Consider the following 23218-nt stretch of genomic DNA (forward strand, 5'->3'; position numbering starts at 1 on the left):
ATGAAATTTAACGTAGCCACCAGAGTGATTGGCGGTTTTGGTATTGTCACGCTTTTGCTCGTGGTGCTGGGATTTACATCCTACCTCACCAACAACAGCCTAAAAGCCAGCTCGGCGATGATGCAAGAATTAAGCTTGCCAGCGCTTAAGTCGACCACTCACCTCAGTGAAACCTTGAGCGAGCAACAAAGACAAATCCTGATTGCTTATCACACGCCTAAATCGGCCAATATTCCCAGTATTCGTAAAGTGTTCGATGATCATGGCACTCAGTTCAAAAACGAAATAGCCAATGTCACTCAATTAGTGAAAAGTCAGCCAGCGCTCTCCTCCTTAATCAGTCAATTAAGCGGTAGCTTCTCAACCTTTGAGCAAGACAGCCTTGCCATGATCGCCGAACGTGAAGCTTCATTAAGCAAGCAAGAACAGTTAGTTAATCTAAAGAAAAAACTCGAAAATGCCGCCGATGATGCCTCATCGGAACTGCTCGATATTGTTGATTTAGAAAGCAGTCAAAATCCCGATGAGCAAAGTCTGGCCGCGTCAGCCAGCGCGATTGATACTAGCCTCGGGAATATCATCACCACTATCGCAGACTTAGTGACCAATGAAGAAGACAGTAAGCACGAACTGATCTCTAAAGAACTTGACTACATTATCAGCGAAACCAAGAACAAACTTGAATATGTGAATCGTCACGGTCAAGGTATCGTCGATGCGGATACCTTAAGTTCAGTCACTAAAGATATTGAAAAAGTTTTAGCGCTCGTTACCGGCCCGCAATCTATGTTGCAGCTGAAATCGAGCCAGCTTTCCCATGCTAAAGAAGCTGTGCTCAAACTCGCTATTATCGAAAAAGACGTGAAAGTTATTAATTCCAACATGGATGATGTGAGTAATAACATCGAACTTGTTGCCGCAAACATGAGCAACGACACCATAGCTAAGATTGACTCTGCTAGCATACAAACAATGATTGTGGTGTTAGTTGCCATTGTTGTCGCTGTCATTGTGAGTTTTGCTGTAGTGAACCCGCTCAAACGCTCACTCAGCCAAGTGAACAATGCCCTTAACGTCTTAGCCTCAGGCAACCTTACCCATAAGCTGGATGACTCTGGACACGATGAATTTGCGGAGCTAGCGAAAAACTGCAACCGTCTCGTCGATAGCTTACGCAGTTTGATTATCGGTATCTTGGATAGGTCGAACCAACTGGCCGCGGCAGCTGAACAAACGTCAGCAATCACAGCGCAAACCACCTCAGGTATTCAAGAACAAAAAAGCCAAGTGGACCAAGTGGCCACTGCAACCACAGAACTGAGCTCTAGCGCGCAACAAGTGTCGTTAAGTGCCGATCAAGCCCTTGAGCAAATCAAGCAAGCCGACCAAGAAACTCAGCATATGCGCGCCATTGCCGAAGAGAACAAACTGACTATTTTGGCTTTAGCCGATGAAGTCGCCAAGGCAGGCGTTGTGATCAATAAAGTGCAGTCTGATAGCGCCTCAATTGGCTCAATTTTGGATGTGATCCGTGGCATTGCAGAGCAGACTAACCTACTCGCCCTTAACGCCGCCATTGAAGCTGCTAGAGCCGGTGAACAAGGTCGTGGTTTTGCGGTAGTTGCCGATGAAGTCCGTAGCTTAGCCTCACGTACTCAAGTATCGACCCGAGAGATCCAACAGATGATCGAAGTGTTGCAACAAGGTGCAGAGCAAGCCGTTGCCGCCATGGATATGGGACGTGCTCAGGCAAATGCCTGTGTTGAAAAAACTGAGCAAGCCAACATTGCCCTCGAAACCATTAGCCAGTCTGTGCATAAGGCCTATGACTCAGGCACTCATATCGCCCATGCTGCTCAAGAGCAGAATTTAGTGAGTCAGCAAGTGTCTGAGAAACTGGAGCATATTGCTGCCATTTCGGAAGAAACGGCTATCGGCGCAGATCAAACGGCTCAGTCTAGCCATCAAGTCGCCAAACTAGCCGAAGAGCTTCAAGCCTCAGTCGGCGAATTTAGAGTCTAAATGTTAATTGCTAAAATCTTCTAAACCAAGGGTCGCTTAGCGGCCCTTTTTTTGCGCCAAATTTACTTTCCCTATCATACCAATCACTCGGTCTGACCGACTTAGTGCAAATTAGGGCCATAAAAAATGCCGAACTTAAGTTCGGCATTTTTTCTGATTCAAGGCAAGATGTTTAATGCAAAGCGCTTAATACTAGACTCTTAACGCTAATGGCTTAAACCCATTGCTTAATACTCGTCACTTAATATTACTAAGCTGCAAATAGAGCTAAAGTGCCGCTAGTTCGGTGCAACGAGTCCAGCTCAGCGATTACTCTTCTTCGCCGCCCGCAGCAGCGCCAAGACGCTCTTTCACTGCAGCAGTGATAGGGCTATCACCATGACCGTTTGCTTCAGCCCAAGCTTGGATAGTCATACCATCCGCTTCAGCGACACTCAGTTCCGTCACTGACAAACGTTTAGCCACAAACTCACCGGCATCATTAGCACTCGCGCCGTAAGCGGTACGCAATAGACTTGCGCCATCGCAACTGATGCCACTGTAAATCTGACGTAGCTTAACGCGGCTTTCTTTTAATTTTTTACGTAAGCGGTTTTTATCGTTAGCTTTGACGTAATCGCAAATACTCGCGACAAGTGGATCAACGCCCGCAACAGCAGGGGTTGGTACAGTGATATAGCTAAATCCAATTAACGCAGCCAAGGCTACAGGCATAAGACGCATCCGATACTCCTTAATACTTTCTTATAGTTTTATTATCAATTTTGTATGGGCTGCATCTCGTCTCTCAAGGGTATTGACCTCTTGGCTTTAGCTCTCGTTCGAAATCTAGGATAACGAAATCGGCTATCTCTTCTTTCCGTGAAAACTAAATGTCCGATATGATGCAATACGTTAGATAAACTGACGCCCCATACACACAGGGTACACAACAGAGGCTGCAATTTAACATTTTTTTACCAAATTGATAAAGCGATATTCCAAACCATCCGCATTTATACTAGACAAAGATTCCGTTTCTTTCCAAGTTCCGTCATCCCAATGGGGGAAAAATGTATCGCCCTCAACCTCTAGCTTGATTTGCGTCAAATATAAGGTATCTGCGTAAGGTAATAACTCGGCATAAAGCTGTCCGCCACCAATCACCACTAACTCTTCACACTCGCCGGCGGCTTGTTTGGCTGCATCAAAAGAGGTCACACAAGTCACGCCCTCAATGACGAGATCCGTTTGACGTGAAATCACTATATTATGTCGACCAGGAAGGGGTCTACCAATGGACTCAAAGGTCTTACGCCCCATCACCACAGGCTTACCTAAAGTCATGGCTTTAAAGTGACGTAAATCTTCAGGAAGATGCCATGGCATTTTATTCTCTTTCCCTATGACTCGATTGTTTGCCATCGCGGCTATCATAGCAATGCGCATGCTCACTCCTGTTTTATTGAAATAGAATTATTGAATGACGGGGCGGGTTCTGAAATACAGCAAGCTCGGCATGGCTAGCCCCACAGCTAACGCCCCGAGAATAAAGACGGTTTTGAGGCCATTACTAATCACTTGTGCCGTCAGCTCAGGACTCACCTGCGACTGGGCAGTCAATTGCACTAAGGCAATGACAGTATTAAAAGCATAAGTACCTGGGATCATAGGAATAATGGCGGCGACAGCATACATTAAAGGGGGGGCTAAGTGGCGTTTTCCAAACCCTATGGTAATAATCCCGACGATAGCAGCCGCGGCAAAGGTGGCCCACTCAATTGGTAAACCAAACTGTAGCATTAAGGTGCGCGAGCTATGACCAATGGCTCCCGCTATAGCGCAATAGGCAAGAAATCGTTTAGGAACATTAAACACCATAGCAAATCCTACGGCGGGGATTGCTGAGAAAAAAGCATCGTGCAGCAGCGTTATCAGTAATTCCATCATAGGAAAATCCCGCCGATCTGCATCGCGATCGTAATCCCTATGACCGAAGAAACGGTCAATAAGGTCGCATGGCCCCAACGGGAAATGCCGACATTCATATGCCCTTTCACCATATCCGATATCGCATTGATCATCGGAAAACCAGGCACTAGCATTAGCACACTCGCTGCCATTGCTGCCTTAGGGGTTTCACTCAATTCAAACACATAGCCCGTTTGAGCCAACATGCTGGTGACAAAAGCGGTGACGGCAAAGTTAATCAATAAATTAAAATGCCGTTTAGCAATCGCTAAACGTACTGACATACCCACTGCTGCGGCAAAAAAGGTAATCACACACGAGATAAGATCACCATTAAACAGGTGACAAAAACTAGCACAAGACAGGCCAATCATGAAGACAACTAAGCTTGGAGGATAGCTTTTAGGCTCAATCCGCGCCAAACGTTTACGCACTTCATTGGGGCCATACAGCCCTTTTTCAGCTAATAAACAGATGCGTTGCAATTCACAAACTATGGTCATATTAATGCCATGCTCACGAATGCGACGAGTCGTAGTGATGCATCGACCATGAACCAAACTGGTTAATACGAGGGAATTGGAGGAAATGGAGAGTTCTACGCTGGCAAGGCCTAAAGCCTGACCTAGACGCTGGCTGATTTCTTCAACTAAATCAGATTCTGCGCCGTAGGCCAGTAGCAATTGTGCAGCACGCACAACTTGCCGAGTAATATCATTTTGAGTATCTGCGTACACTGAACTCTCAAAATTAGGACGTTAAGATTATCTCTGGTAAATAACTTCTACGTCGTAGTCGTCATCATCAAAGTCGTCGTCATCATCTTCATCAACATAGTCTTCATTTAATGAATCAAGGTTGGCTTGATGATAATTATCCCACTTGAACTCGACTTCACTATCTGGGTCAACCTCATTGTCTTCTGGTGGCAGGCTCGCAATATAATCGAGGAGTTTTAATGCCAACTCATTAGTGCCGTCGCGGTTGTAGGCAGAAATCGTGTAAACGTCACCTTCCCAACCCATTTCTTTAACGATACGGTCAACCTTTTCTTGCAGCTCTTCTTCGAGCAGCAAATCGGTTTTGTTAAAGACTAACCAACGCGGCTTGCTCGCCAACTTTGGAGAATATTTCTCAAGCTCACCAACAATAGCGCGCGCAGACTCAACCGGATCGGTTCCGTCAATCGGCTCAATATCGATGATGTGCAGTAGAATACGACAACGCTCAAGATGCTTTAAGAAGCGAATACCTAAACCCGCACCATCGGCAGCACCTTCGATAAGACCTGGAATATCCGCAATCACAAAGCTTTGACCAGGACGTGGATTAACCACACCTAAGTTAGGCACTAGTGTTGTAAACGGATAATCAGCCACTTTCGGCGTTGCACGGGAAACAGCACGAATGAATGTCGACTTACCTGCGTTAGGCATGCCAAGCAAACCAACGTCAGCCAACAGTAACAACTCTAATTTAAGGCTACGAACTTCACCAGGTGTTCCTAACGTCTTTTGACGTGGGGCACGGTTAGTACTGCTCTTAAAACGGGTGTTACCTAAACCATGGAAACCACCTTTGGCAACCAATAGCTTTTGACCGTGGGTCGTTAAATCCCCAAGGACTTCTTCAGTATCATGATCGACCGCGCGAGTACCAACAGGAACTTTTAAGATCAGATCTTTACCGCTGTGACCGGTACAATCACGGCCACGACCATTTTCGCCACGTTCAGCCATGTGAAAACGTTCAAAACGGAACTCGATCAAAGTGTTGAAGTTTTCGTCAGCTTGCAGGAAAACACTGCCGCCGTCGCCACCATCACCACCATCAGGACCACCATCAGGTACATACTTTTCGCGCCTAAAGCTAACACAACCGCTACCGCCGTCGCCTGCTTCGACCCTAATTACTGCCTCATCGACAAACTTCATACTTACTCCTGGCACCACTGAATGAAGCAATTATACCGTCTAACTTCATTGGTCGCCAAAAAACTCGAGATACTTTGCTCCCAATCTTACCTGTCAATGCTCATTCTTGGTAATCATTTACCAACTCAAGCATCTACACGGCGTAAATAGAAGCACAAAAAACAGAAAGCCCCACCAATGGCGGGGCTTTAACAGTATAAGCTAGGTTCGAAAATTAAGCTTCGATGCTAATAAACTTACGGTTATTAGCGCCTTTAACTTCGAATTTCACTTTACCGTCAGTCAGAGCAAACAGAGTATGGTCACGACCAATACCTACGTTTACACCAGCGTGGAATTTAGTACCACGTTGACGAACGATAATGTTACCAGCTAGAACTGATTCACCGCCAAAGCGCTTAACACCTAGACGTTTACTTTCTGAATCGCGGCCGTTACGAGTAGAACCGCCAGCTTTTTTATGTGCCATGAGTTAGACTCCTATTATGCGTTGATAGCAGTAATTTTAACTTCAGTGAACCACTGACGGTGGCCCATTTTCTTGTCGTGATGCTTACGACGACGGAACTTAACGATAGTTACTTTATCGCCACGACCGTGACTTACAACTTCAGCAACGACTTTACCGCCAGCTACTAAAGGAGCACCAACATGCACTGTTTCGCCATCAGCGATCAAAAGAACTTGATCGAATTCGATAGTTTCACCAGTTGCAACTTCTAACTTTTCTAAACGAACAGTGTGGCCTTCGGCTACACGGTGTTGTTTACCACCACTTTGAAAAACAGCGTACATAGCTATTTTACTCCAATTCCTAACACGCGGGCTCATTCTTGGATGAGGCAGGGTGCTATAAAAACTTTATTGACAATGGGCGCGGAGTTTACGCGAAGAATATAACTCTGGCAAGCCCTAATTAGGAAAGAATAAAAAAAGACCGGATTAACTCTCACATTAGTTGAGCTAGTGCTGTCATATGTCAGAATTTTAGGTAAAATTCATTTCATTATAACACGTGAGCCTAAACAGGGGCCGGTACGTAATGACCCCACAACCAGAGTCTACTATGGATTTAAACGCTATTCGTCAACTGGCTGACACTGATATGCAAGCAGTCAATCAGCTGATATATAAACAGCTTGAATCAGATGTCGCCCTAATTAATCAATTAGGTTTTTACATTATTAATGGTGGTGGTAAACGTCTTCGTCCTCTGCTGTCGGTATTAGCCGCGCGTGCGGTGAGCTACGAAGGCGAAGCGCATCTTAAGCTAGCGGCGATTATTGAGTTTATCCATACGGCCTCATTGCTCCACGATGATGTAGTTGATGAATCGACATTGCGCCGCGGACGAGAAACCGCCAACGCACTGTTCGGCAATAGCGCCAGCGTGCTGGTCGGGGATTTTCTTTATACCCGTTCATTCCAGATGATGACTGAACTCGACAGCATGAAAGTGCTCAGAGTGTTAGCGGATACCACGAACGTGTTGGCCGAGGGCGAAGTCTTACAACTGATGAATTGCAACGATCCTGACACCACAGAAGAAAGCTATATGCGGGTCATTTATTGCAAAACCGCTAAGTTGTTTGAAGCGGCCACTCTGCTTGCGGGTGTGTTAGCGGGTGCGACGCCAGAGCAAGAAACCGCCTTAGGTAACTATGGTAAATACCTTGGTACCGCCTTCCAGCTTACCGACGATTTACTCGACTATACCGCCGACAGTGATGAGCTAGGCAAGAACATAGGTGATGATCTTGCTGAAGGTAAACCAACTCTGCCACTCATCTATGCCATTGCCCATGGCACAGACGAAGAGAAACACCTCATACGTCAAGCAATTGAGCAAGGCGATGGTACACAGGCCATAGATAAAATAGTGGCAGCACTGCACCATTGCGGCGCGTTAAACTACACCCAGCAAAAAGCGATTGAAGAATCAGAGAAAGCCATCGAGGCATTATCGATTCTACCCGACAGCGACTACAAGCAAGCCTTAGTTGCGCTAGCTAAGATTTCGGTCGACCGTAATCATTGATTACTCGCTAATTCATTTTTAGCCCAAAGAAAAGGTCTTACTCAGTAAGACCTTTTTTATTGCCTCAAACCCGCAACCCTAAGATTAAACCTGCCAGCGGATCGGCGCCTCGCCCCGCTCAAGTAATAATTGATTCACTTGAGAAAAATGCCCACAGCCAAAAAAACCCCGATAGGCCGATAAAGGTGAAGGATGCGGCCCAGTAAGCACTTGATGTTGCGGTGCGTTAATCACTTGACCTTTTTTGATGGCATGACTGCCCCAAAGCACGAAGATAATCGGCTGAGTCTGGCGATTTAATAATTCCAGCACGGCAGTCGTAAACACTTCCCAACCCGCTTTGGCATGGGAGTGCGCCTTGCCTTGCTCAACGGTCAGCACCGTATTGAGCATTAATATCCCCTGCTCCGCCCATGCGGATAAATCCCCGTGGGATGGAATGGTAAAGCCATCAATATCTGTCGCTAATTCCTTGTACATATTGGCTAAGGAAGGCGGCGGTTTAATACCGCGTTTGACCGAAAAGCATAAACCATGGGCTTGATCTGGGCCGTGATAGGGATCTTGGCCAATCAATACCACTTTAACCTTTTCAAGCGGAGTCATAGTAAAAGCATTAAAAACATCGGCTTCGGGGGGATAAACCACTTTCCCAGCCCTACGTTCATTGTCTACAAATGCACTTAGTTGCTGAAAATAAGGCAAAGCCCTTTGCTCATCGATAAATGTTTGCCATGTCGCCTGAGTCACGATTTTACTTCCTCAATCCTATTATCGGGTTAGCTTAAAAGCCCTGCAGTAGAATGGCAAGTTTGAAGGTTATGCTTGTCGATAAGTGATAAGGCTATGTTTGCAGTGTTTCGCTTTAAGACTTTCAATTTAAAACATTCGAATTTAAATGCTATAGTGCGCCCATTCTCGCACTGTCTAATACGCCATGATGATCCAACATTCTGATAAATTGATACAACGACATCAAACGGGTTTCACCTTAATAGAGCTTGTGGTGGTCATCATAGTGCTCGGTATTTTAGCGGTAGTGGCCCTGCCAAAATTTATCAATGTGCAGCAAGATGCGCAAATCGCCACAGTCAAAGCCGCAGGCGGTGGCTTTAAGTCAGCCATTAATCTGGCCCGCTCCGTTTGGGCGGTAAAAGTGGGCTCAGGTCCAAAAGAAGACTTACCCGTATTTGGCACTGCGCAATCTGAACAAGTGGATTTTAACGCCTTCGGCTGGCCTGCACAGCACTATATCTTTGGTAATGAAGCCTCACCGTCGCTTGATAATGTCGAAGACTGTATCTCGGTATGGGAAGTATTATTCCAAAATACCCAACCGAGTGTCTCGCGCTTAAATGTTGATGCGACAGAAACCGACTACAAAGCCAGTTATACCAATCCTGGCCAGTGCACTTATTTCTATCGAACAAACGACAAACTCTCGATCAGTTATGACTCCCAAACCGGAGTCGTCATTACCGACACAGATCCCAATAGTTAATGCCTGACGATTCCTTCTTACGTCAATTAAGTTAGAATCGAACTTTAATCTGTTACTTTTAGAGTGAACGCCATGACCGACACGAGCAACACCACCATTTACGAACTTGCCGATCAGTTTATTGCCTTAGCCAATCAGCTAAGTCAACAAGAAGCAGATGTAGGTAAAGTGGGCACAGCACTCCGTTTTGCCGCGGCACGTTTTAACGCCTTCGAAGCCGCAATTAAATCAGCGGATCTCGGCGCCGAGAAAGAAAGTGCATTAGAATGGTTTAGCAGTGAATTCAAAGAAATGCTGAGTGACAACTTAGACGATCACATCGCGAATCCGCCAATTCTCCAAGAAGCGGTGGCAGAAGAGACCGACAATTCAGTGCAAATGTTTAAAGGCTAAGCACGCCTTTCATGCATAGCGAAAACATAAAAAATGCCATCGATTGATGGCGTTTTTGTTTGTTGAAACAGATGACCTGCAATCAATAACTAAAGCGTGTATACCACGCGGAATGCCAGCAGTATCAACACCACGCCGGACAACTTATCAATTAACCCTGCCTTTTCCCGTAGTTTAGGCAACACGCTTGAGTGGGATAACAATAAAGCGATAAGCGTATACCAAAGTCCATCGACCACTAAAGGGGTAAAAACGATTAAAGCTTTAGCCGTCATGCTGTCGGCCACCATCACGAATTGGCTGAATAACGCGAGGAAAAACAGCATGATTTTAGGATTAAATAAGGAAATGGCGATACCATCACGGGCGGCGGTCAAGGTATCTGTCGCCTCCCCTGCGGCCAATTTAGCTTGCATACCGCCCTTGGAACGCAGCGCCTGAACTCCCATCCAAGCCAGATACAAAGCACCGAGAATCGCAATGCCATTAAAGACTAAGGGCGCCTTTTTAAGTACAACCGCTAAGCCGAGTAACGTCACCAACGCATAAATCCCAATGCCTATCGAATGTGCCCACGCACACACTATGCCCTTGCCCCGTCCACCGCCTAAGGTATGGCGCACCACCATAGCTAAACTTGGGCCCGGCGACATAGCCCCCAAACAACAAATCGCCAATAAACCTAACCAAGTACTAAAACTCATTGAACACACCTTACGCCGAATAAAAAGGCCCCTTTGATGTAGTTAAACTCTGGGGCCTTAAACTTGCTTGCTATTCTAGCATTGCGCCATTAAGGCGTTAACGCTAATCCATCCGTTTGTCGATAAATTAACGGCTATTTAGGCTGATAAAAAGCACGGATATCCTTCACTAACTGAGTTAAGGATTCGGGCTCAACGTACATCATGTGTCCCGCTTTATAGTAATGCATACTCACACGACTATTATCTATGCCGTTATCGGCAAAGGTATTTTCGGTGGCAAAAAATGGCGTCGCAAAGTCAAAGTAACCATTGCCGACAAAAATCCGCAGATCTTTGTTCTCACGCTGCGCTTGACCAAGATAAGGCGCAACGTTGACATAGTGCATCTGCTTACCACTGATATTCCAATTCCAACTCCGGTTCACATCAACGGAAAGTACATTGAAAGGACGGGATAAGGTCACGCCCAAATCGTCATACAGATATTGATGCATGGCAGCCGTATAAGCGCCATCAATCCCATAACCTGATGGGTCATCGTCGGTTGAATCGCCGCCACTGTCGTAGTCTTTACCTGTGTAGCGGCTGTCTAACCGCCCTATCGTCAAAGCTTGATCTCTGATCAGCTCCTTAGTGTATCGACTGGCGCTCACGCGCAAATTAACACGATCTAAATAGTGCTCACTTAACCCCGTAAAACGCGCCAAACTTTGACGTACCGCTTGATAGGCATCGGGGGTTAAGCGGCTGCCTTGCAACAACGCGAGGGCATAATCTTTGATCGCAAACTGGCGCGCTTCCTCAATAAAAGCCTCCAGCCCTAAAGCTTTATCCGCAGCGCTGACTTTATTATGGTAAAAAGCCGTTGCCGCCATGGTCGGTAAAAAACCAATGTATGGCAGGTTGTTACCCGGCTGGTAGCGGGCATGACTAAAATCGAGAATGGATGAAATCAGCATAATTCCATTGACCGAAATGTCAGTCCAACCGCCCTGCAATTCATTCACAAGTGCTGCCGCGCGAGTAGTACCGTAACTCTCGCCGGCCAAATATTTAGGGGAGTTCCAACGTTTATGCTCAATCAACCAGCGGCGAATGAACTCGGCAATCGACTGGGCATCTTCTTTCACGCCCCAAAAATCCGCACCTTTTTTATCGCCCAAAGCGCGGCTAAAGCCAGTACCTACGGGATCGATGAACACGAGATCGGACTCATCGAGCATAGAGTAATCGTTTGATTCAATGCGATAAGGTGCTGCGCCATCGTCCTTTGCATCCGGCACCACCACACGTTTAGGACCGAATAAGCCCATGTGCAACCAGAGCGAGGCCGAACCCGGACCGCCGTTAAAGATAAAAGTGACTGGGCGTGTACTGCTATCTTTAATATCGTTACGTAAATAGCTAATAGAGAAAATACTCGCCAGCGGTTCGTCTTTATCATCCTTTAAAATAGTCTCGCCACTGATCGCTTGATAACTGACTTTTTGCCCTTGAATCGTCATCTTATGCTCGGTTTTAACCACCTCAGGGACAAGCTTGTCGGCTTTATCTTCGGCCTTTTTGGCGGGTTCGGCATAGCTCAGGCTCGAGCAGAATACGATCAACGGCAACACGAATAATGACCAAAGCGGCCTAGCCGACGAGCGTCGACACGATGGTAAAGGTGTCATCTTATTTCCTTTTATTTTTGTTATAGCGGTAACTATCATCTTGCCCAGCTTACAAAGACTCCACAGCAGGCGCAAAACACAATTGCAACTGAATGCGTCAAAGGGCAGCTCAAATGAAATCCCATAAATTCATGCTGCTTTAAGCCGTTAACCGCTAAGATAAGCACGAATCTAAGTCTGTATTCCTAAGCCTCAATGTTTAATAAAGGCACGCCATTCTCCAGCAGGAAGTTTTATGAGCACTATTACTCTGATCAGTATTATCATTCTTTGTCTATTAATCGGCGCTATCTTGCTGCTGCTTTGGCAAAGACAAAAAGGAAAAACCATACCGCTGGCGGTGATATTTGTACTGGGATTTTTCGCCTTAGGACTTGGCGCGATTATTGGGTTTGTGCATAAAGGCGAGGATTATCAAGCCTATCAAAAACTGCAATGGCACACCTTAGCACCCGAGCAAATTGCGCCTCTGGTTGCCCAAGGCTATACCGTATTTGTCGATATTACTTCAGATTGGTGCACCATTTGCCAAACCAATAAAGCCGAAGTTACCCACAGGGAACAAATTGTGAATGCCTTAATGGCAGACAACATTATCCTGATGCAAGGCAACTGGAGTGAGGCCAACAAAACGATTGAAAGCTATATGCGCCATGAAGGTGTACCTGGTACGCCATACAATAAAATCTACGGTCCAAGCGCACCCAATGGCATTCTTTTGCCGTCAAAACTCAGTATGAGTGATGTGTTGAATGGCCTTGCTGCCGCACAAACGAATCGCAGCTAACGAAAAATCAACCAATAAAAAAGGCTGCACTGCAGCCTTTTTGCTCACTTCACTTCAAATCTATAAAAGCCAAATTTCTTGAAAGGTGGGTTAGAAATCGCTTCTATAAATTGGCTTACTCATTAAAAACGGTAATTTACACGGCCATAGTAGAAGCCACCGTTGTAATCGAACGGCCCACTTTCATAGTAAACGCCACCAAGTTGAGAATAAGCGTAATCATCGCCCACTTTCAGCTTTTGCGCTTTTTGGTCGAATAGGTTATTTGCCCCTACCGCCAGCGTTAAGCCATCAAATAACTCATAGCTCACTTCCAAATCTATGGTGACAGCAGCATCGGCCATTTCAGAACCCCAATCAGAGGTATCATCAGCATGAGTCGCATAGTACTCACCGAAGTAGTTACCACGCAGTGACATGCTTAATTGATCCCATGACTGCGCCCAGCTTAAGGTTGCACGATGCGCTGGAATACCATCTTCTAAACGGCGAACTTTACCTTCATCAGTGGTTTCTGGATCGAATTTATCAACGCTGGTATCGGTCCAACCATAGGCAAGACTAAATTTAGCATTACCCGACAGAATTTCCGCATCATAGGAGGCGACGATATCGATACCTTGAGTGGTAGTATCAAAGTCGTTAGTGTAATAACTCACGCCTTGGATCAACTCAGGGAACTCAACGCCCGCTGCACGCAGTGCATCATAGTCTTTAGCTTCAACATCAATCTTACTCGACTGCGCAATACGGCCCTCAACGCCAATGTTGTAATAATCGACCGTTAAGAAAAAGTTTTCGTACTCATAGACAGCACCTAGCGCATAGCTTATTGACTCTTCAGGCTTTAACACTTCCCCGCCATAAAATGCCGCAAGTGGATCGGTGGGTGGTGCAATAAAGGTCTGGATCAACTGACCATCAATAATCGATGTCTGTGTGTTGACGACGTTTTCTTGGCCCACAGTTGGCGCTCTAAAGCCCGTACTGTGTGAAGCGCGGAATGACAATTCGTCGGTTGCAGAATACTGCACCGTCAGCTTGTAATTTAACGTATCGCCGAAGGTAGAGAAGTCTTCGTAACGCAGCGCTAAACCGAGTAACCAGTCATCACTTAAATAGGCTTCTAAATCCGTATAAATACCAATATTGTGGCGCGAATTTTTACCCGCAGATTCTGGGCCAAAGCCTTTAAATCCATGCGAGCCGATGCTGAAGCCTTGCTCGGCATAGGGGCCGGCAATCCAAGAGGCTTCATCACCTTGAAAAATCTCAAACGACTCATTACGCCATTCAAAACCAGAAGCAAAACTAATGTCTTCGATGCCGCCTATAGTAATAAAACGCGAGAAGTCTAAGTTAACTGTGGTTTCAACTTGCTCATAGGCACCGGTATCGAAATCAGTTGGGGTATCTAATCCCAATGATGGGTTTAACGAGTTTTTAAGGCCGAAGCTGGCTTTGTTACTACCGGTACCGGCGCTGAAATCGTAATTCCACTCGCCGATATCGCCCTTTACACCGGCGAAGAAAGACATATCTTCAATGGTCCCAGTGAACTGCGGTGTATAACCACCGGGGAAAATTTGGTTCATGGCAAAACAATTGGGATCGGCAACCATCGCCTTGTATGCGTCTGTATCTAACACGTTGCCATCAGAACCGTCCGCATTTTTAGGAATTGGCACTAGCACGCAAGACGATTGATCACCATTTATAGCTCCGACTAATAAGTTACCGCCTTCTGGAGGGGTATACACATTACTGCGGTCCTGCGGATTACGATAATAAAATCCCCCCACAGCATCGCGGGAAGACAGGTTACCAAAGGCATAGGCATGCATATTGGCATTAATGTCTAAGCCTGAGTTGATGAACACTGAGTAGTCATCATTGATTTCAGGATTACCCCATACTTGAGCGGGGTCATTAATCGCAGTATTACCCTGCTCTGCTAAGTTAGCCGCATCGGGACGCTGCACACTTCGACTGGTTGCATCCGCATTTTTATACTGGAAGCTTAAGTTAACGAAGCCATTATCTGTCAGCGGTAAACCAACATCGCCTTCGACTGTGGTTGTGGCACCGTCACCCTCGTAATATTCACCTTGGGTTACTGTGATGGAGCCACCATCGGAATTATCTTTTAAGACAAAGTTCATTACCCCAGCAATCGCATCAGAGCCGTATTGCGCCGCAGCGCCGTCGCGCAGCACTTCGACTTGCTTCAATGCAGAACCAGGAATAACCGAAATATCAGGACCTTGAGCACCATCGTTAATGCCGCCGCCTTGGAACGCAATCACAGCTGCGCGGTGACGACGCTTACCATTGACTAACACTAAGGTACTGTCGGAAGGCAAACCACGTAAGTTAACGGGACGTACTAAGGTTGCCGCATCACTGATGGGTTGAGCGCGAGAGTTAAACGAAGGTACTGAGGTCACCAACATATCAATCATGTCAGTGGAACCATTCTTTTTTAAGTCGTCACTACTAATAATATCAATTGGAACGGGGGAATCGCCGATTGAGCGTGGTGCCGCACGTGAACCAACAACCGCAATCTTTTCCACGCCTTCATTTTTAACAGCAGCGTCTTCTTCCTCAGCCATGGCTTGCGGGCTAATGAAGCTACCAGACAAAGCTAATGTAATCGCCAAACTGACTGCACTTAATCCAAACTTCTGCTTCTTTGAGGTCATCATATTCATCCCAACTGCTTATTATTTTTTTAGAATACCTGACCTGCTTTATGCGATTCTCATCCCTAAACCTTGCAACTACGGTCAATACAAAGTTATTTTTTACATAACAAGAACATTTTTATAACATAAATAAGACAATATCCAATATTAAATCAGACTTTTGAATGAATATTAGTCATTTCTCTTTTAGATCAGTTTGTTATAAGTGAATATTTTTTAAGGTGTGTCGTTAGGTAAAATGCACTTTAGGGCGCCAAAATGTAAAACCCATAAGTCACCATAAAGTGGGAAATACTCACTAACTCAATCAAAGACACGATATATCGCGACATGCAACTTAAGGTATACTCGGGCAATACCAGCCAAGCTTGAGTACCGCAGATGACAAATAAGATTTCGGTCAATAATCAAAAATCAGTCGATAAGCATTTCTTGCCTGAAAATCAGTTACTGCTTAACGCTGTCGGTGAAGGTATTTATGGATTTGATTTAAGCGGGAATGCGGTGTTTATCAATCCCGCGGCTGAACGCATGACAGGTTGGAAAAATGAAGAGTTACTGGGCAAAAATATCCATAACTGTCATCATCACAGCCATGCCGATGGTAGCCATTATCCCCAAGAAGATTGCCCAATTTACAACACATTAAAGGATGGCATTACCCGCGAAATCACCCATGATGTGTTCTGGCGTAAAGATGGGAGTAGCTTTCCCGTGCATTACAGTTCTACGCCCGTTTACCGTGATAATGAACTCATTGGCGTAGTCGCGATATTTCGTGACATTAGTATCCAAAAGCAAACGGAGCAGTCATTACGTCAAGCGTTGGCGCAAGTGCAAGCGCTCTCGGAGCGACTTGCCTCCGAGAATCATTACCTACAGGCAGAACTAGCTGACAAAACGGGTGATGTGGATATTTCGGGTGGCAGTAGCGTGATCCGCCACATGATCCAGCAATTGCATATGGTAGCCAATACCGACAGTACTGTGCTCATTTGTGGTGAAAATGGCACAGGCAAAGAACTTGTAGCCCGTAACTTACATCAACTCAGTCGCCGCAAAGATAAACCTATGATCAGTGTCAACTGCGCCGCGTTTTCGGCATCCTTGTTAGAAAGTGAACTCTTTGGTCACGAAAAAGGCGCATTTACCGGTGCCACCAGCCGCCGTAAAGGTCGCTTCGAACTTGCTCACCAAGGCACACTGTTCCTCGACGAAGTGGCAGAACTCAGTTTAGAAGCCCAATCAAAACTACTGCGGGTCATCCAAGAGCAATCCTTCGAACGCCTCGGAGGCAGCGAAACCATACAAGTGGATATTCGCTTGGTCGCCGCCAGTCACCACGACTTACTCAAGCGAGTCGAGCAAGGATTATTTCGGATGGATCTCTATTACCGCTTGAATGTATTCCCAATTCAAGTACCGCCACTGCGTGCGAGGATTGAAGATATCCCCGAACTCGTCAGCCATATACTGCATAATTTGAATCGTAAGTTAGGTAAAAAAATCCGCGGCGTGAGCCAAAAAGGGTTACAAAAACTGATGGCTTACACATGGCCGGGCAATGTGCGCGAGTTGCAAAATATTCTCGAACGCGAAGCCATTCTTTCCCAAGGCGATATTTTGCAGATCCATGCGATGCCGAGCAATAACCCCTTAGCTCAGGCCCAAGGACAAACCTTAGCAGAAGCGGAAGCCTTGCATATAGAACAAACCCTTAAGCGTTTAAACTGGCGAATATCCGGCCCACTCGGCGCGGCGAATGTGCTAGGCGTTCCCGCAAGTACACTGAGATCGCGGATGAAAAAACTGGGGATCCAACGTCAATCGAGTGAAATATAACTCAAATCACACAAGCAAAAAACGCGATATATCGCCAATGTGTGATATATCGCGATCAACATCTAACCAAAGCATTAAAATAACCATATATATCATAAGGTTGAATCAGTTAAAACTTGGCCTAGCGCTTGCTATAGGGAGGCGAATCTTATTTAAGCCGTTAGGACCCTTTTATGCCCAAGAGCGAAGTTACCCCCAATTCTCCAAATGTGAATAAAAGTGTGAGCGCGAAACCTTCCTCAGTCGAGCTGCACATTCCGATTAAAATCCTCTCCAGCGAAACTGCAACAGGGAGCAATACGCCCTCAGGCAACATCCATTTTCGTGAGCAGAAAGGTGATTTTCAGCGCCTGCGAACCATGATGAATAGCCTGCTGATCGTGCTATTTTTCGCCCTACCGTTTATCTCCATCGATGGCCGCCAAGCGATATTGTTAGATATCAGCCAGCAACAGTTTTTCTTCTTTGGCATCACGCTCTGGCCACAGGACTTTACCCTACTTGCATGGATTTTTATCGCCGCGGCCTTTAGTTTGTTTTTTATTACCGTGTTCTGGGGCCGTGTTTGGTGCGGTTATCTTTGCCCACAAACGGCGTGGACCTTTATCTATGTGTGGATAGAAACGCGCATCGAAGGCAGCAGCAACAAACGCAAGCAACTCGATAAAGCGTCCTGGTCTGGCAGCAAAATCGGTAAAAGAAGCACCAAGCACTTACTTTGGGGTCTCGCCGCCCTGCTCACTGGCTGTGGTTTTATCAGCTATTTCATACCCGCCCGCGAACTCTATATCGACATTTTTACGGGCAATGCCAGCTTTTGGGTGACTAGCTGGGTCTGGTTTTTCGCCATTTGTACTTATCTGAATGCGGGCTGGATGCGTGAGCAAATGTGTCTACATTGCTGCCCCTATTCACGTTTCCAAGCGGTAATGTTCGATGCCAACACTAAAACCGTGACCTATGATGCCAAGCGCGGTGAATCCCGCGGCCCGCGTAAACGTAAGCAAGAAACCAATCTCAGAGAGAGTAATCTTGGTGATTGTGTTGACTGTAATTTATGTGTCGAAGTCTGCCCAACAGGGATAGATATTCGTAACGGCTTGCAATATGAGTGCATCAACTGCGGTGCCTGTGTCGATGCTTGTAATGAAACCATGTTGAAATTCGATTATAAACCGAACCTTATCGGCTACATGAGTGAGAATGATCTTAAGGGAGTCAACTACTCCTATTGGCGCTCGCCGCGATTCTTAGGCTATGGCGCAGCGGTCGTGATCATGCTGATAGTGATAGGTTTAGATTTAAATAGCCGCAGCGAGATCCAGCTTAACGTGATCCGAGACCGTCAGAGCCTGTACCGCGAAACGGCTGACAATAAGATTGAAAATACCTATCAGCTGAAGATCCGCAACAAAACGCAGGACACTAAGCAGTATCAACTCGCCGTCGACAGTGAAATGCCCTTTAGCTTGATTGCCGATCCTATTATTACCTTGGCCGCGGGCGAGCAAGTGGACTACCCAGTAACAGTATTAGCCGATAAGGATGCCATCCCTTCGGGGCGTAAAATGATCCAATTCTCGGTGACGGATGTGAAGCAGCCAAGCCAGCAAGTGAGTCAAGAAACTGGATTCTTCAGTCCCTAGGCTTCTTTTAGCGGTTAATATCGGTAACCGTCTACATTAACCGCTAAATCGGCGCTTGGGGAATCAACCTAAGCGCCGTTCTAAATCAAACACTCATCCCCAAAAGACAGATCTCGAATGCTCTCCCTTTACGCTTTATTACGCTTTATCGATGATACGATAATTACGCTATCGTTAACGCCTCAGCTTTAGAGTAAAAATACTATTTGTTACATAAAGATACCGTTATTGGCATAGCGATGTTTTTCGCGATAAGCATTGACCTCTAGTGCTAACACCCTCTAATCTAAACACCTGTTTAACTCCAGAATAATAACAACTAATAAACATCATCTTTGAGGTAGTTCAGCATGGCATACGATCAAGACTCTCAACTCAAACTAGACTACTCATCACTGGTCGATCTGATCGAGAAAACCAGCCTGCGTTATGGCGATAAACCCGCCTATGCCTGCCTTGGTAAAACCAGCAGTTTTAATGAGATAGAACGCGACTCTCGTTACTTTGCCGCCTATTTACAAAATAAGACCACACTCAAACCCGGCGATCGCATCGCCATTCAATTGCCCAATATCACCCAATTTGTCATCGCGGCCTACGGCGCAATCAGGGCTGGGCTTATCCTTGTTAATACGAATCCCTTATATACCGAGCGCGAGCTTATTCATCAGTTCAATGATTCTGGTGCTAAAGCGCTCGTGGTGTTATCCGACCTATTGCCGACCTTGGCCAAAGTCATCGACAGCACTCAAATAGAACTCGTCATCTCCACCCATCCTTTAGATTTGATCGATCCGCATGTGCAGCCAAAAACAGGGCTTAAGAATGTCGAGTTTTGTCAGATTTTAAAGCAAGGGGCTGACCTTCCTTTTAGCCGATTTATCTCAAATCTCGACGACCTCTCGGCGTTGCAATACACAGGTGGCACGACCGGATTATCGAAAGGTGCCATGTTGACCCACGGCAATATGCTCGCCAATGCGGCGCAGGTAAAATCCCGCATCGCGAGCGTGATCACCGAAGGGGAAGATATCTTTGTTGCGCCGCTGCCGATTTACCATATTTACGCTTTTATGGTGAACTTAGTGCTGTATTTCGAGTGCGGCGGTTGCTCGGTATTAATTCCAAATCCACGGGATATTAGTGGCTTAATTAAGACACTCGCCAAATACCCCTTCACGGGATTTGCAGGCCTCAATACCCTGTTTGTCGCCCTATGCCATCAACCCGAGTTTAAGGCGCTGGACTTTAGCCACTTAAAAATCACTATCTCTGGCGGCACTGCACTCACTGCTGCAGCGGCGAATATTTGGCAACAGACCACAGGCAATATGATCAGCGAAGGTTATGGATTATCTGAAACCTCACCAGTGATTTCACTCAATGCGCCAGGTTATCAAAAGCTTGGCACTATTGGTAAACCTGTGATTGGCACTGAAGTTAAACTCTTAGATGAAAACAACCTTGAAGTTCCCTTAAGTACAGCGGGTGAATTAGCCGCGCGTGGCCCACAAGTGATGCGAGGTTATTGGAATAATCCGCAGGAAACCGCCAACGCTATGACTCCTGAGGGTTTCTTTAAAACCGGTGACATTGCCATAGCAACAGCGGAAGGTTTCCATCAAATTGTTGATCGCAAAAAGGATATGATCATAGTCTCAGGCTTTAACGTTTATCCCAACGAGGTGGAAAACGTGCTGGCGAGCCATCCAAGTGTGATCGAATGCGCCGTGGTGGGAGTAAAAGATGAACACTCGGGCGAAGCGGTTAAAGCCTTTATCGTGCTCAAGGATGATAGCCAAGATCATCAACAGGCTAAAGAGGCCATTCTAACCTATTGCCGAGAGCAATTGACCGCCTATAAATTGCCAAAAGTCATTGAATTTATGACGCAATTACCTAAAAGTACCGTAGGAAAAATTCTGCGCCGCGAGCTAAAAGATAAGGCTTGAAGACCGCACTTAAAGTGCAGTACTTACAGTGCCGTACTTAAAGACAAAGCTGATTAACAAAGCTTAGCAACAAAAGCACAATAAAAGACCCAGTGAGCTAGCTTGAGCGTTTCGGCTAGCAACTGGGTTTTATTTTACCTAAATTGTCTCATTCAAGGCGCTGGCATTGGCCTCTTCGGTTAACAATTGCAGACTGGCAAATTCACGATATAACGCATTCGATTGCATCAACTCTTGGTGGCGTCCGCAGGCAACAATCTCGCCCTTATCGAACACAAAAATCCTATCGGCATTGATTACCGTCGATAAGCGGTGGGCAATAATCAAGGTGGTTTTACCCGCCATCAATACGTCCAGCGCTTGCTTCACTTTCTGCTCGCTTACCGCATCTAAAGCGCTGGTCGCTTCATCGAGTAACAATATGGGTCTGTCGGCTAAAATCGCCCGTGCAATGGCGATCCGCTGTTTTTGCCCACCAGAAAGCCGCACGCCACGCTCACCTAAATAGGTTTGATAACCGTCAGTAAACTCGCTAATAAACTCGTGGGCACGGGCTGCAATACAAGCATCAATCACTTCTTGCTCAGTCGCATCGACTCGGCCATAACGCACGTTTTCAAGTACGCTGGTCGCAAAAATCACTGAGTCCTGCGGCACCAGAGCAAACTGCGCCCGAAGGTCATGTGGCAGAAGCTTAGCAATATCAATTCCTTCCAGTCGAATACTGCCAGCGCTAGGCACATAAAAGCGCTGCAATAACTGGAACAAGGTACTCTTACCCGCGCCACTTGGGCCGACTAAGGCGACCCGCTCACCCGCGGCAATAGCCATATTGAGCTGTTTTAGCACTAAGGCATCATGCTCTGGATAGGCAAAGTTGAGTCCTTCAATCATTAACTCGCCACTGACCTTGGCGGGTAAAACAATAGGATGAGTTGCAACGGGAATATCCACTGGCGTTTCAGCCAGTTCAATTAAACGCTCGGCGGCGCCAGAAGCCCGCTGAATTTCGCCGATTACTTCGCTAATGGTCGCCACAGCGCCTGCAACCATCACAGCGTAAAACATAAAGGCGGATAACTCGCCGCCCGTCATCTTACCCGCCATCACATCGTGGGCACCGACCCAAGTCACCATAGCAATCGCCGCGATACTTAAAAACATCACGGTTGAGATCAGCAAGGCACGGTAACGGATCCGCCCGCTTGCCGCAGACATCACATCTTCGACGCGGGTATTGAATAAGCTACGGTCTTTATCTTCATGACCATAGGCTTGTACCGTATGAATTTCATGAAGTGTTTCATCAACATAAGCGCCGAGATCGGCAACCCTGTCTTGGCTTTCTCGCGCCAGCGTACGCACTTTACGGCCGAAAAAGATCACAGGTCCCAACACTAAAGGTACAGCCAATAACACTAATAAGGTCATCTTAACGCTGGTGATCCCCATCATGACTAAACCACCAAGTACCGTCACACTAGAGCGCAGTGCCATAGATAAACTCGAGCCCACCACGGTTTGCAGCAAAGTAGAGTCGGCGGTAAAACGGGAGATCACTTCGCCGGTGCGAACCTTAGCGTAAAAGGCGGGCGAAAGTTTAAGCAGTTGATTGTAAACAGTTAGACGAATATCGGCACTGACCCGCTCGCCGAGCCAAGTCATTAAATAGAAGCGGCAAAACACCGCTGTGCCACTGACGGCGGTAATTCCGAGCACTAACAGTATGATTTCATTCAGCCGCTGCGCATTGTCACGCACAAAGCCTTCATCAACCATTAAGCGCACACCTTGGCCCAATGATAGCCAAGCGAGCGAGCCTATCATCAAGCAAATAATCGCCGCGACGACTTTCAGTTTGTAGGGTTTAAGAAAACCCATAATCCAAGGCAATACCGATCTTTGCTGCGCTGAGGTTGGTTTAACCTTCGAAGCATCAGCGCTTATTGTAGGCGTGACTGGAATTAACTTTTCGGGCAATGGCTCTGCGCCCGCTTTAATGGGTTCGGAAGATTTAGCTAATTCGACGGTCGGCTCGGTCACTGGGATATCCATCGGGTAGGGA

20 protein-coding genes are annotated in these 23218 nt (G+C 46.4%); 8 read left to right on the forward strand and 12 right to left on the reverse strand.

Translation table 11 applies throughout. The features are described 5' to 3' along the window. Window positions 1–2022: a methyl-accepting chemotaxis protein gene (locus Q4Q50_RS07660; RefSeq protein ID WP_259522828.1), complete on the forward strand. Its 2022-nt coding sequence runs from the start codon at window positions 1–3 to the stop codon at window positions 2020–2022. Window positions 2023–2331: 309 nt separating this feature from the next. Here the strand turns inward: Q4Q50_RS07660 and Q4Q50_RS07665 are convergent, their stop codons facing one another. From Q4Q50_RS07665 to rplU, 7 genes are all read right to left on the reverse strand, one after another. Beyond that, window positions 2332–2745, reverse strand: coding sequence for a DUF3718 domain-containing protein (locus Q4Q50_RS07665; protein ID WP_006080534.1), 414 nt, complete (start codon window positions 2743–2745; stop codon window positions 2332–2334). A 222-nt stretch (window positions 2746–2967) separates the two neighbouring features. Further along, entirely contained in the window at window positions 2968–3450 is a 483-nt protein-coding gene (folA, locus tag Q4Q50_RS07670; RefSeq protein ID WP_006085830.1) for a type 3 dihydrofolate reductase, read from the reverse strand. Window positions 3451–3477: 27 nt separating this feature from the next. Then, window positions 3478–3951 (reverse strand): threonine/serine exporter family protein, encoded by a 474-nt coding sequence (locus tag Q4Q50_RS07675; RefSeq protein ID WP_311898960.1) that lies wholly within the window; start codon window positions 3949–3951, stop codon window positions 3478–3480. Next, window positions 3948–4709 carry a threonine/serine exporter family protein gene (locus Q4Q50_RS07680; RefSeq protein ID WP_220777047.1) on the reverse strand — a complete coding sequence of 254 codons (762 nt, stop codon included), beginning with the start codon at window positions 4707–4709 and terminating at the stop codon, window positions 3948–3950. The genes Q4Q50_RS07675 and Q4Q50_RS07680 overlap by 4 nt, the downstream gene beginning before the upstream one ends. Window positions 4710–4736: 27 nt before the next feature. Continuing rightward, the gene (gene cgtA / locus Q4Q50_RS07685) at window positions 4737–5906 is read right to left on the reverse strand and encodes an Obg family GTPase CgtA (RefSeq protein ID WP_106649677.1); all 1170 of its coding nucleotides are present in this window, start codon (window positions 5904–5906) and stop codon (window positions 4737–4739) included. A gap of 214 nt (window positions 5907–6120) precedes the next feature. Then, a complete protein-coding gene (gene rpmA / locus Q4Q50_RS07690; protein WP_006080527.1) occupies window positions 6121–6375 on the reverse strand; it encodes a 50S ribosomal protein L27 in 255 nt (84 codons plus the stop codon). Between the two features lie 14 nt (window positions 6376–6389). Continuing rightward, window positions 6390–6701, reverse strand: a complete 312-nt coding sequence (gene rplU / locus Q4Q50_RS07695) for a 50S ribosomal protein L21 (RefSeq protein WP_006080526.1) — start codon at window positions 6699–6701, stop codon at window positions 6390–6392. A gap of 271 nt (window positions 6702–6972) precedes the next feature. On the opposite strand from rplU, the gene ispB reads away from it, so the two are divergent. Then, window positions 6973–7944, forward strand: coding sequence for an octaprenyl diphosphate synthase (ispB, locus tag Q4Q50_RS07700; RefSeq protein ID WP_037391117.1), 972 nt, complete (start codon window positions 6973–6975; stop codon window positions 7942–7944). Between the two features lie 84 nt (window positions 7945–8028). Here the strand turns inward: ispB and ung are convergent, their stop codons facing one another. Then, on the reverse strand, window positions 8029–8694 hold the full coding sequence (gene ung, locus Q4Q50_RS07705; protein ID WP_115335329.1) for a uracil-DNA glycosylase: 666 nt from the start codon (window positions 8692–8694) through the stop codon (window positions 8029–8031). Window positions 8695–8881: 187 nt separating this feature from the next. On the opposite strand from ung, the gene Q4Q50_RS07710 reads away from it, so the two are divergent. Together Q4Q50_RS07710 and Q4Q50_RS07715 are read left to right on the forward strand one after the other, a co-directional pair. Further along, a complete protein-coding gene (locus tag Q4Q50_RS07710; RefSeq protein ID WP_006080520.1) occupies window positions 8882–9445 on the forward strand; it encodes a pilus assembly FimT family protein in 564 nt (187 codons plus the stop codon). A gap of 72 nt (window positions 9446–9517) precedes the next feature. Further along, complete coding sequence (locus tag Q4Q50_RS07715) at window positions 9518–9838, forward strand: DUF3144 domain-containing protein (protein WP_106649673.1); 321 nt, start codon at window positions 9518–9520, stop codon at window positions 9836–9838. An 89-nt stretch (window positions 9839–9927) separates the two neighbouring features. Here Q4Q50_RS07715 and Q4Q50_RS07720 read toward each other — a convergent pair whose 3' ends face one another. Both Q4Q50_RS07720 and Q4Q50_RS07725 read right to left on the reverse strand, forming a co-directional pair. After that, window positions 9928–10542, reverse strand: a complete 615-nt coding sequence (locus Q4Q50_RS07720; protein ID WP_220777044.1) for a LysE family translocator — start codon at window positions 10540–10542, stop codon at window positions 9928–9930. Between the two features lie 134 nt (window positions 10543–10676). Then, window positions 10677–12218: a S10 family peptidase gene (locus tag Q4Q50_RS07725; protein WP_311889543.1), complete on the reverse strand. Its 1542-nt coding sequence runs from the start codon at window positions 12216–12218 to the stop codon at window positions 10677–10679. Between the two features lie 235 nt (window positions 12219–12453). Between Q4Q50_RS07725 and Q4Q50_RS07730 the strand changes: the two genes are divergently transcribed. Then, window positions 12454–13005 (forward strand): thioredoxin family protein, encoded by a 552-nt coding sequence (locus Q4Q50_RS07730; protein WP_220592193.1) that lies wholly within the window; start codon window positions 12454–12456, stop codon window positions 13003–13005. Between the two features lie 122 nt (window positions 13006–13127). Here Q4Q50_RS07730 and Q4Q50_RS07735 read toward each other — a convergent pair whose 3' ends face one another. Beyond that, complete coding sequence (locus Q4Q50_RS07735; RefSeq protein WP_311899038.1) at window positions 13128–15713, reverse strand: TonB-dependent receptor plug domain-containing protein; 2586 nt, start codon at window positions 15711–15713, stop codon at window positions 13128–13130. Between the two features lie 381 nt (window positions 15714–16094). Between Q4Q50_RS07735 and Q4Q50_RS07740 the strand changes: the two genes are divergently transcribed. The 3 genes from Q4Q50_RS07740 (at window position 16095) to Q4Q50_RS07750 (ending at window position 21153) form a co-directional block, all read left to right on the forward strand. Then, window positions 16095–17555 (forward strand): sigma-54 interaction domain-containing protein, encoded by a 1461-nt coding sequence (locus tag Q4Q50_RS07740; protein WP_107946700.1) that lies wholly within the window; start codon window positions 16095–16097, stop codon window positions 17553–17555. Between the two features lie 173 nt (window positions 17556–17728). Beyond that, complete coding sequence (ccoG, locus tag Q4Q50_RS07745) at window positions 17729–19201, forward strand: cytochrome c oxidase accessory protein CcoG (protein ID WP_311889544.1); 1473 nt, start codon at window positions 17729–17731, stop codon at window positions 19199–19201. 350 nt (window positions 19202–19551) lie between these two features. Next, window positions 19552–21153 (forward strand): AMP-binding protein, encoded by a 1602-nt coding sequence (locus tag Q4Q50_RS07750; RefSeq protein WP_259520666.1) that lies wholly within the window; start codon window positions 19552–19554, stop codon window positions 21151–21153. Window positions 21154–21291: 138 nt separating this feature from the next. Here the strand turns inward: Q4Q50_RS07750 and Q4Q50_RS07755 are convergent, their stop codons facing one another. Then, entirely contained in the window at window positions 21292–23196 is a 1905-nt protein-coding gene (locus Q4Q50_RS07755; protein WP_311899039.1) for an ABC transporter transmembrane domain-containing protein, read from the reverse strand. Window positions 23197–23218: the final 22 nt, after the last annotated feature.

The sequence above is a fragment of the Shewanella scandinavica genome, assembly GCF_031932065.1.
Classification (GTDB): Bacteria; Pseudomonadota; Gammaproteobacteria; order Enterobacterales; family Shewanellaceae; genus Shewanella; species Shewanella baltica.

Coding starts and splice junctions, on each gene's coding strand:
- Q4Q50_RS07660 (WP_259522828.1), top strand. CDS start 1: ATGAAATTTAACGTAGCCACCAGAGTGATTGGCGGTTTTGGTATTGTC.
- Q4Q50_RS07665 (WP_006080534.1), bottom strand. CDS start 2,745: ATGCGTCTTATGCCTGTAGCCTTGGCTGCGTTAATTGGATTTAGCTAT.
- folA (WP_006085830.1), bottom strand. CDS start 3,450: ATGCGCATTGCTATGATAGCCGCGATGGCAAACAATCGAGTCATAGGG.
- Q4Q50_RS07675 (WP_311898960.1), bottom strand. CDS start 3,951: ATGATGGAATTACTGATAACGCTGCTGCACGATGCTTTTTTCTCAGCA.
- cgtA (WP_106649677.1), bottom strand. CDS start 5,906: ATGAAGTTTGTCGATGAGGCAGTAATTAGGGTCGAAGCAGGCGACGGC.
- rpmA (WP_006080527.1), bottom strand. CDS start 6,375: ATGGCACATAAAAAAGCTGGCGGTTCTACTCGTAACGGCCGCGATTCA.
- rplU (WP_006080526.1), bottom strand. CDS start 6,701: ATGTACGCTGTTTTTCAAAGTGGTGGTAAACAACACCGTGTAGCCGAA.
- ispB (WP_037391117.1), top strand. CDS start 6,973: ATGGATTTAAACGCTATTCGTCAACTGGCTGACACTGATATGCAAGCA.
- Q4Q50_RS07710 (WP_006080520.1), top strand. CDS start 8,882: ATGATGATCCAACATTCTGATAAATTGATACAACGACATCAAACGGGT.
- Q4Q50_RS07715 (WP_106649673.1), top strand. CDS start 9,518: ATGACCGACACGAGCAACACCACCATTTACGAACTTGCCGATCAGTTT.
- Q4Q50_RS07720 (WP_220777044.1), bottom strand. CDS start 10,542: ATGAGTTTTAGTACTTGGTTAGGTTTATTGGCGATTTGTTGTTTGGGG.
- Q4Q50_RS07725 (WP_311889543.1), bottom strand. CDS start 12,218: ATGACACCTTTACCATCGTGTCGACGCTCGTCGGCTAGGCCGCTTTGG.
- Q4Q50_RS07730 (WP_220592193.1), top strand. CDS start 12,454: ATGAGCACTATTACTCTGATCAGTATTATCATTCTTTGTCTATTAATC.
- Q4Q50_RS07735 (WP_311899038.1), bottom strand. CDS start 15,713: ATGATGACCTCAAAGAAGCAGAAGTTTGGATTAAGTGCAGTCAGTTTG.
- Q4Q50_RS07740 (WP_107946700.1), top strand. CDS start 16,095: ATGACAAATAAGATTTCGGTCAATAATCAAAAATCAGTCGATAAGCAT.
- ccoG (WP_311889544.1), top strand. CDS start 17,729: ATGCCCAAGAGCGAAGTTACCCCCAATTCTCCAAATGTGAATAAAAGT.
- Q4Q50_RS07750 (WP_259520666.1), top strand. CDS start 19,552: ATGGCATACGATCAAGACTCTCAACTCAAACTAGACTACTCATCACTG.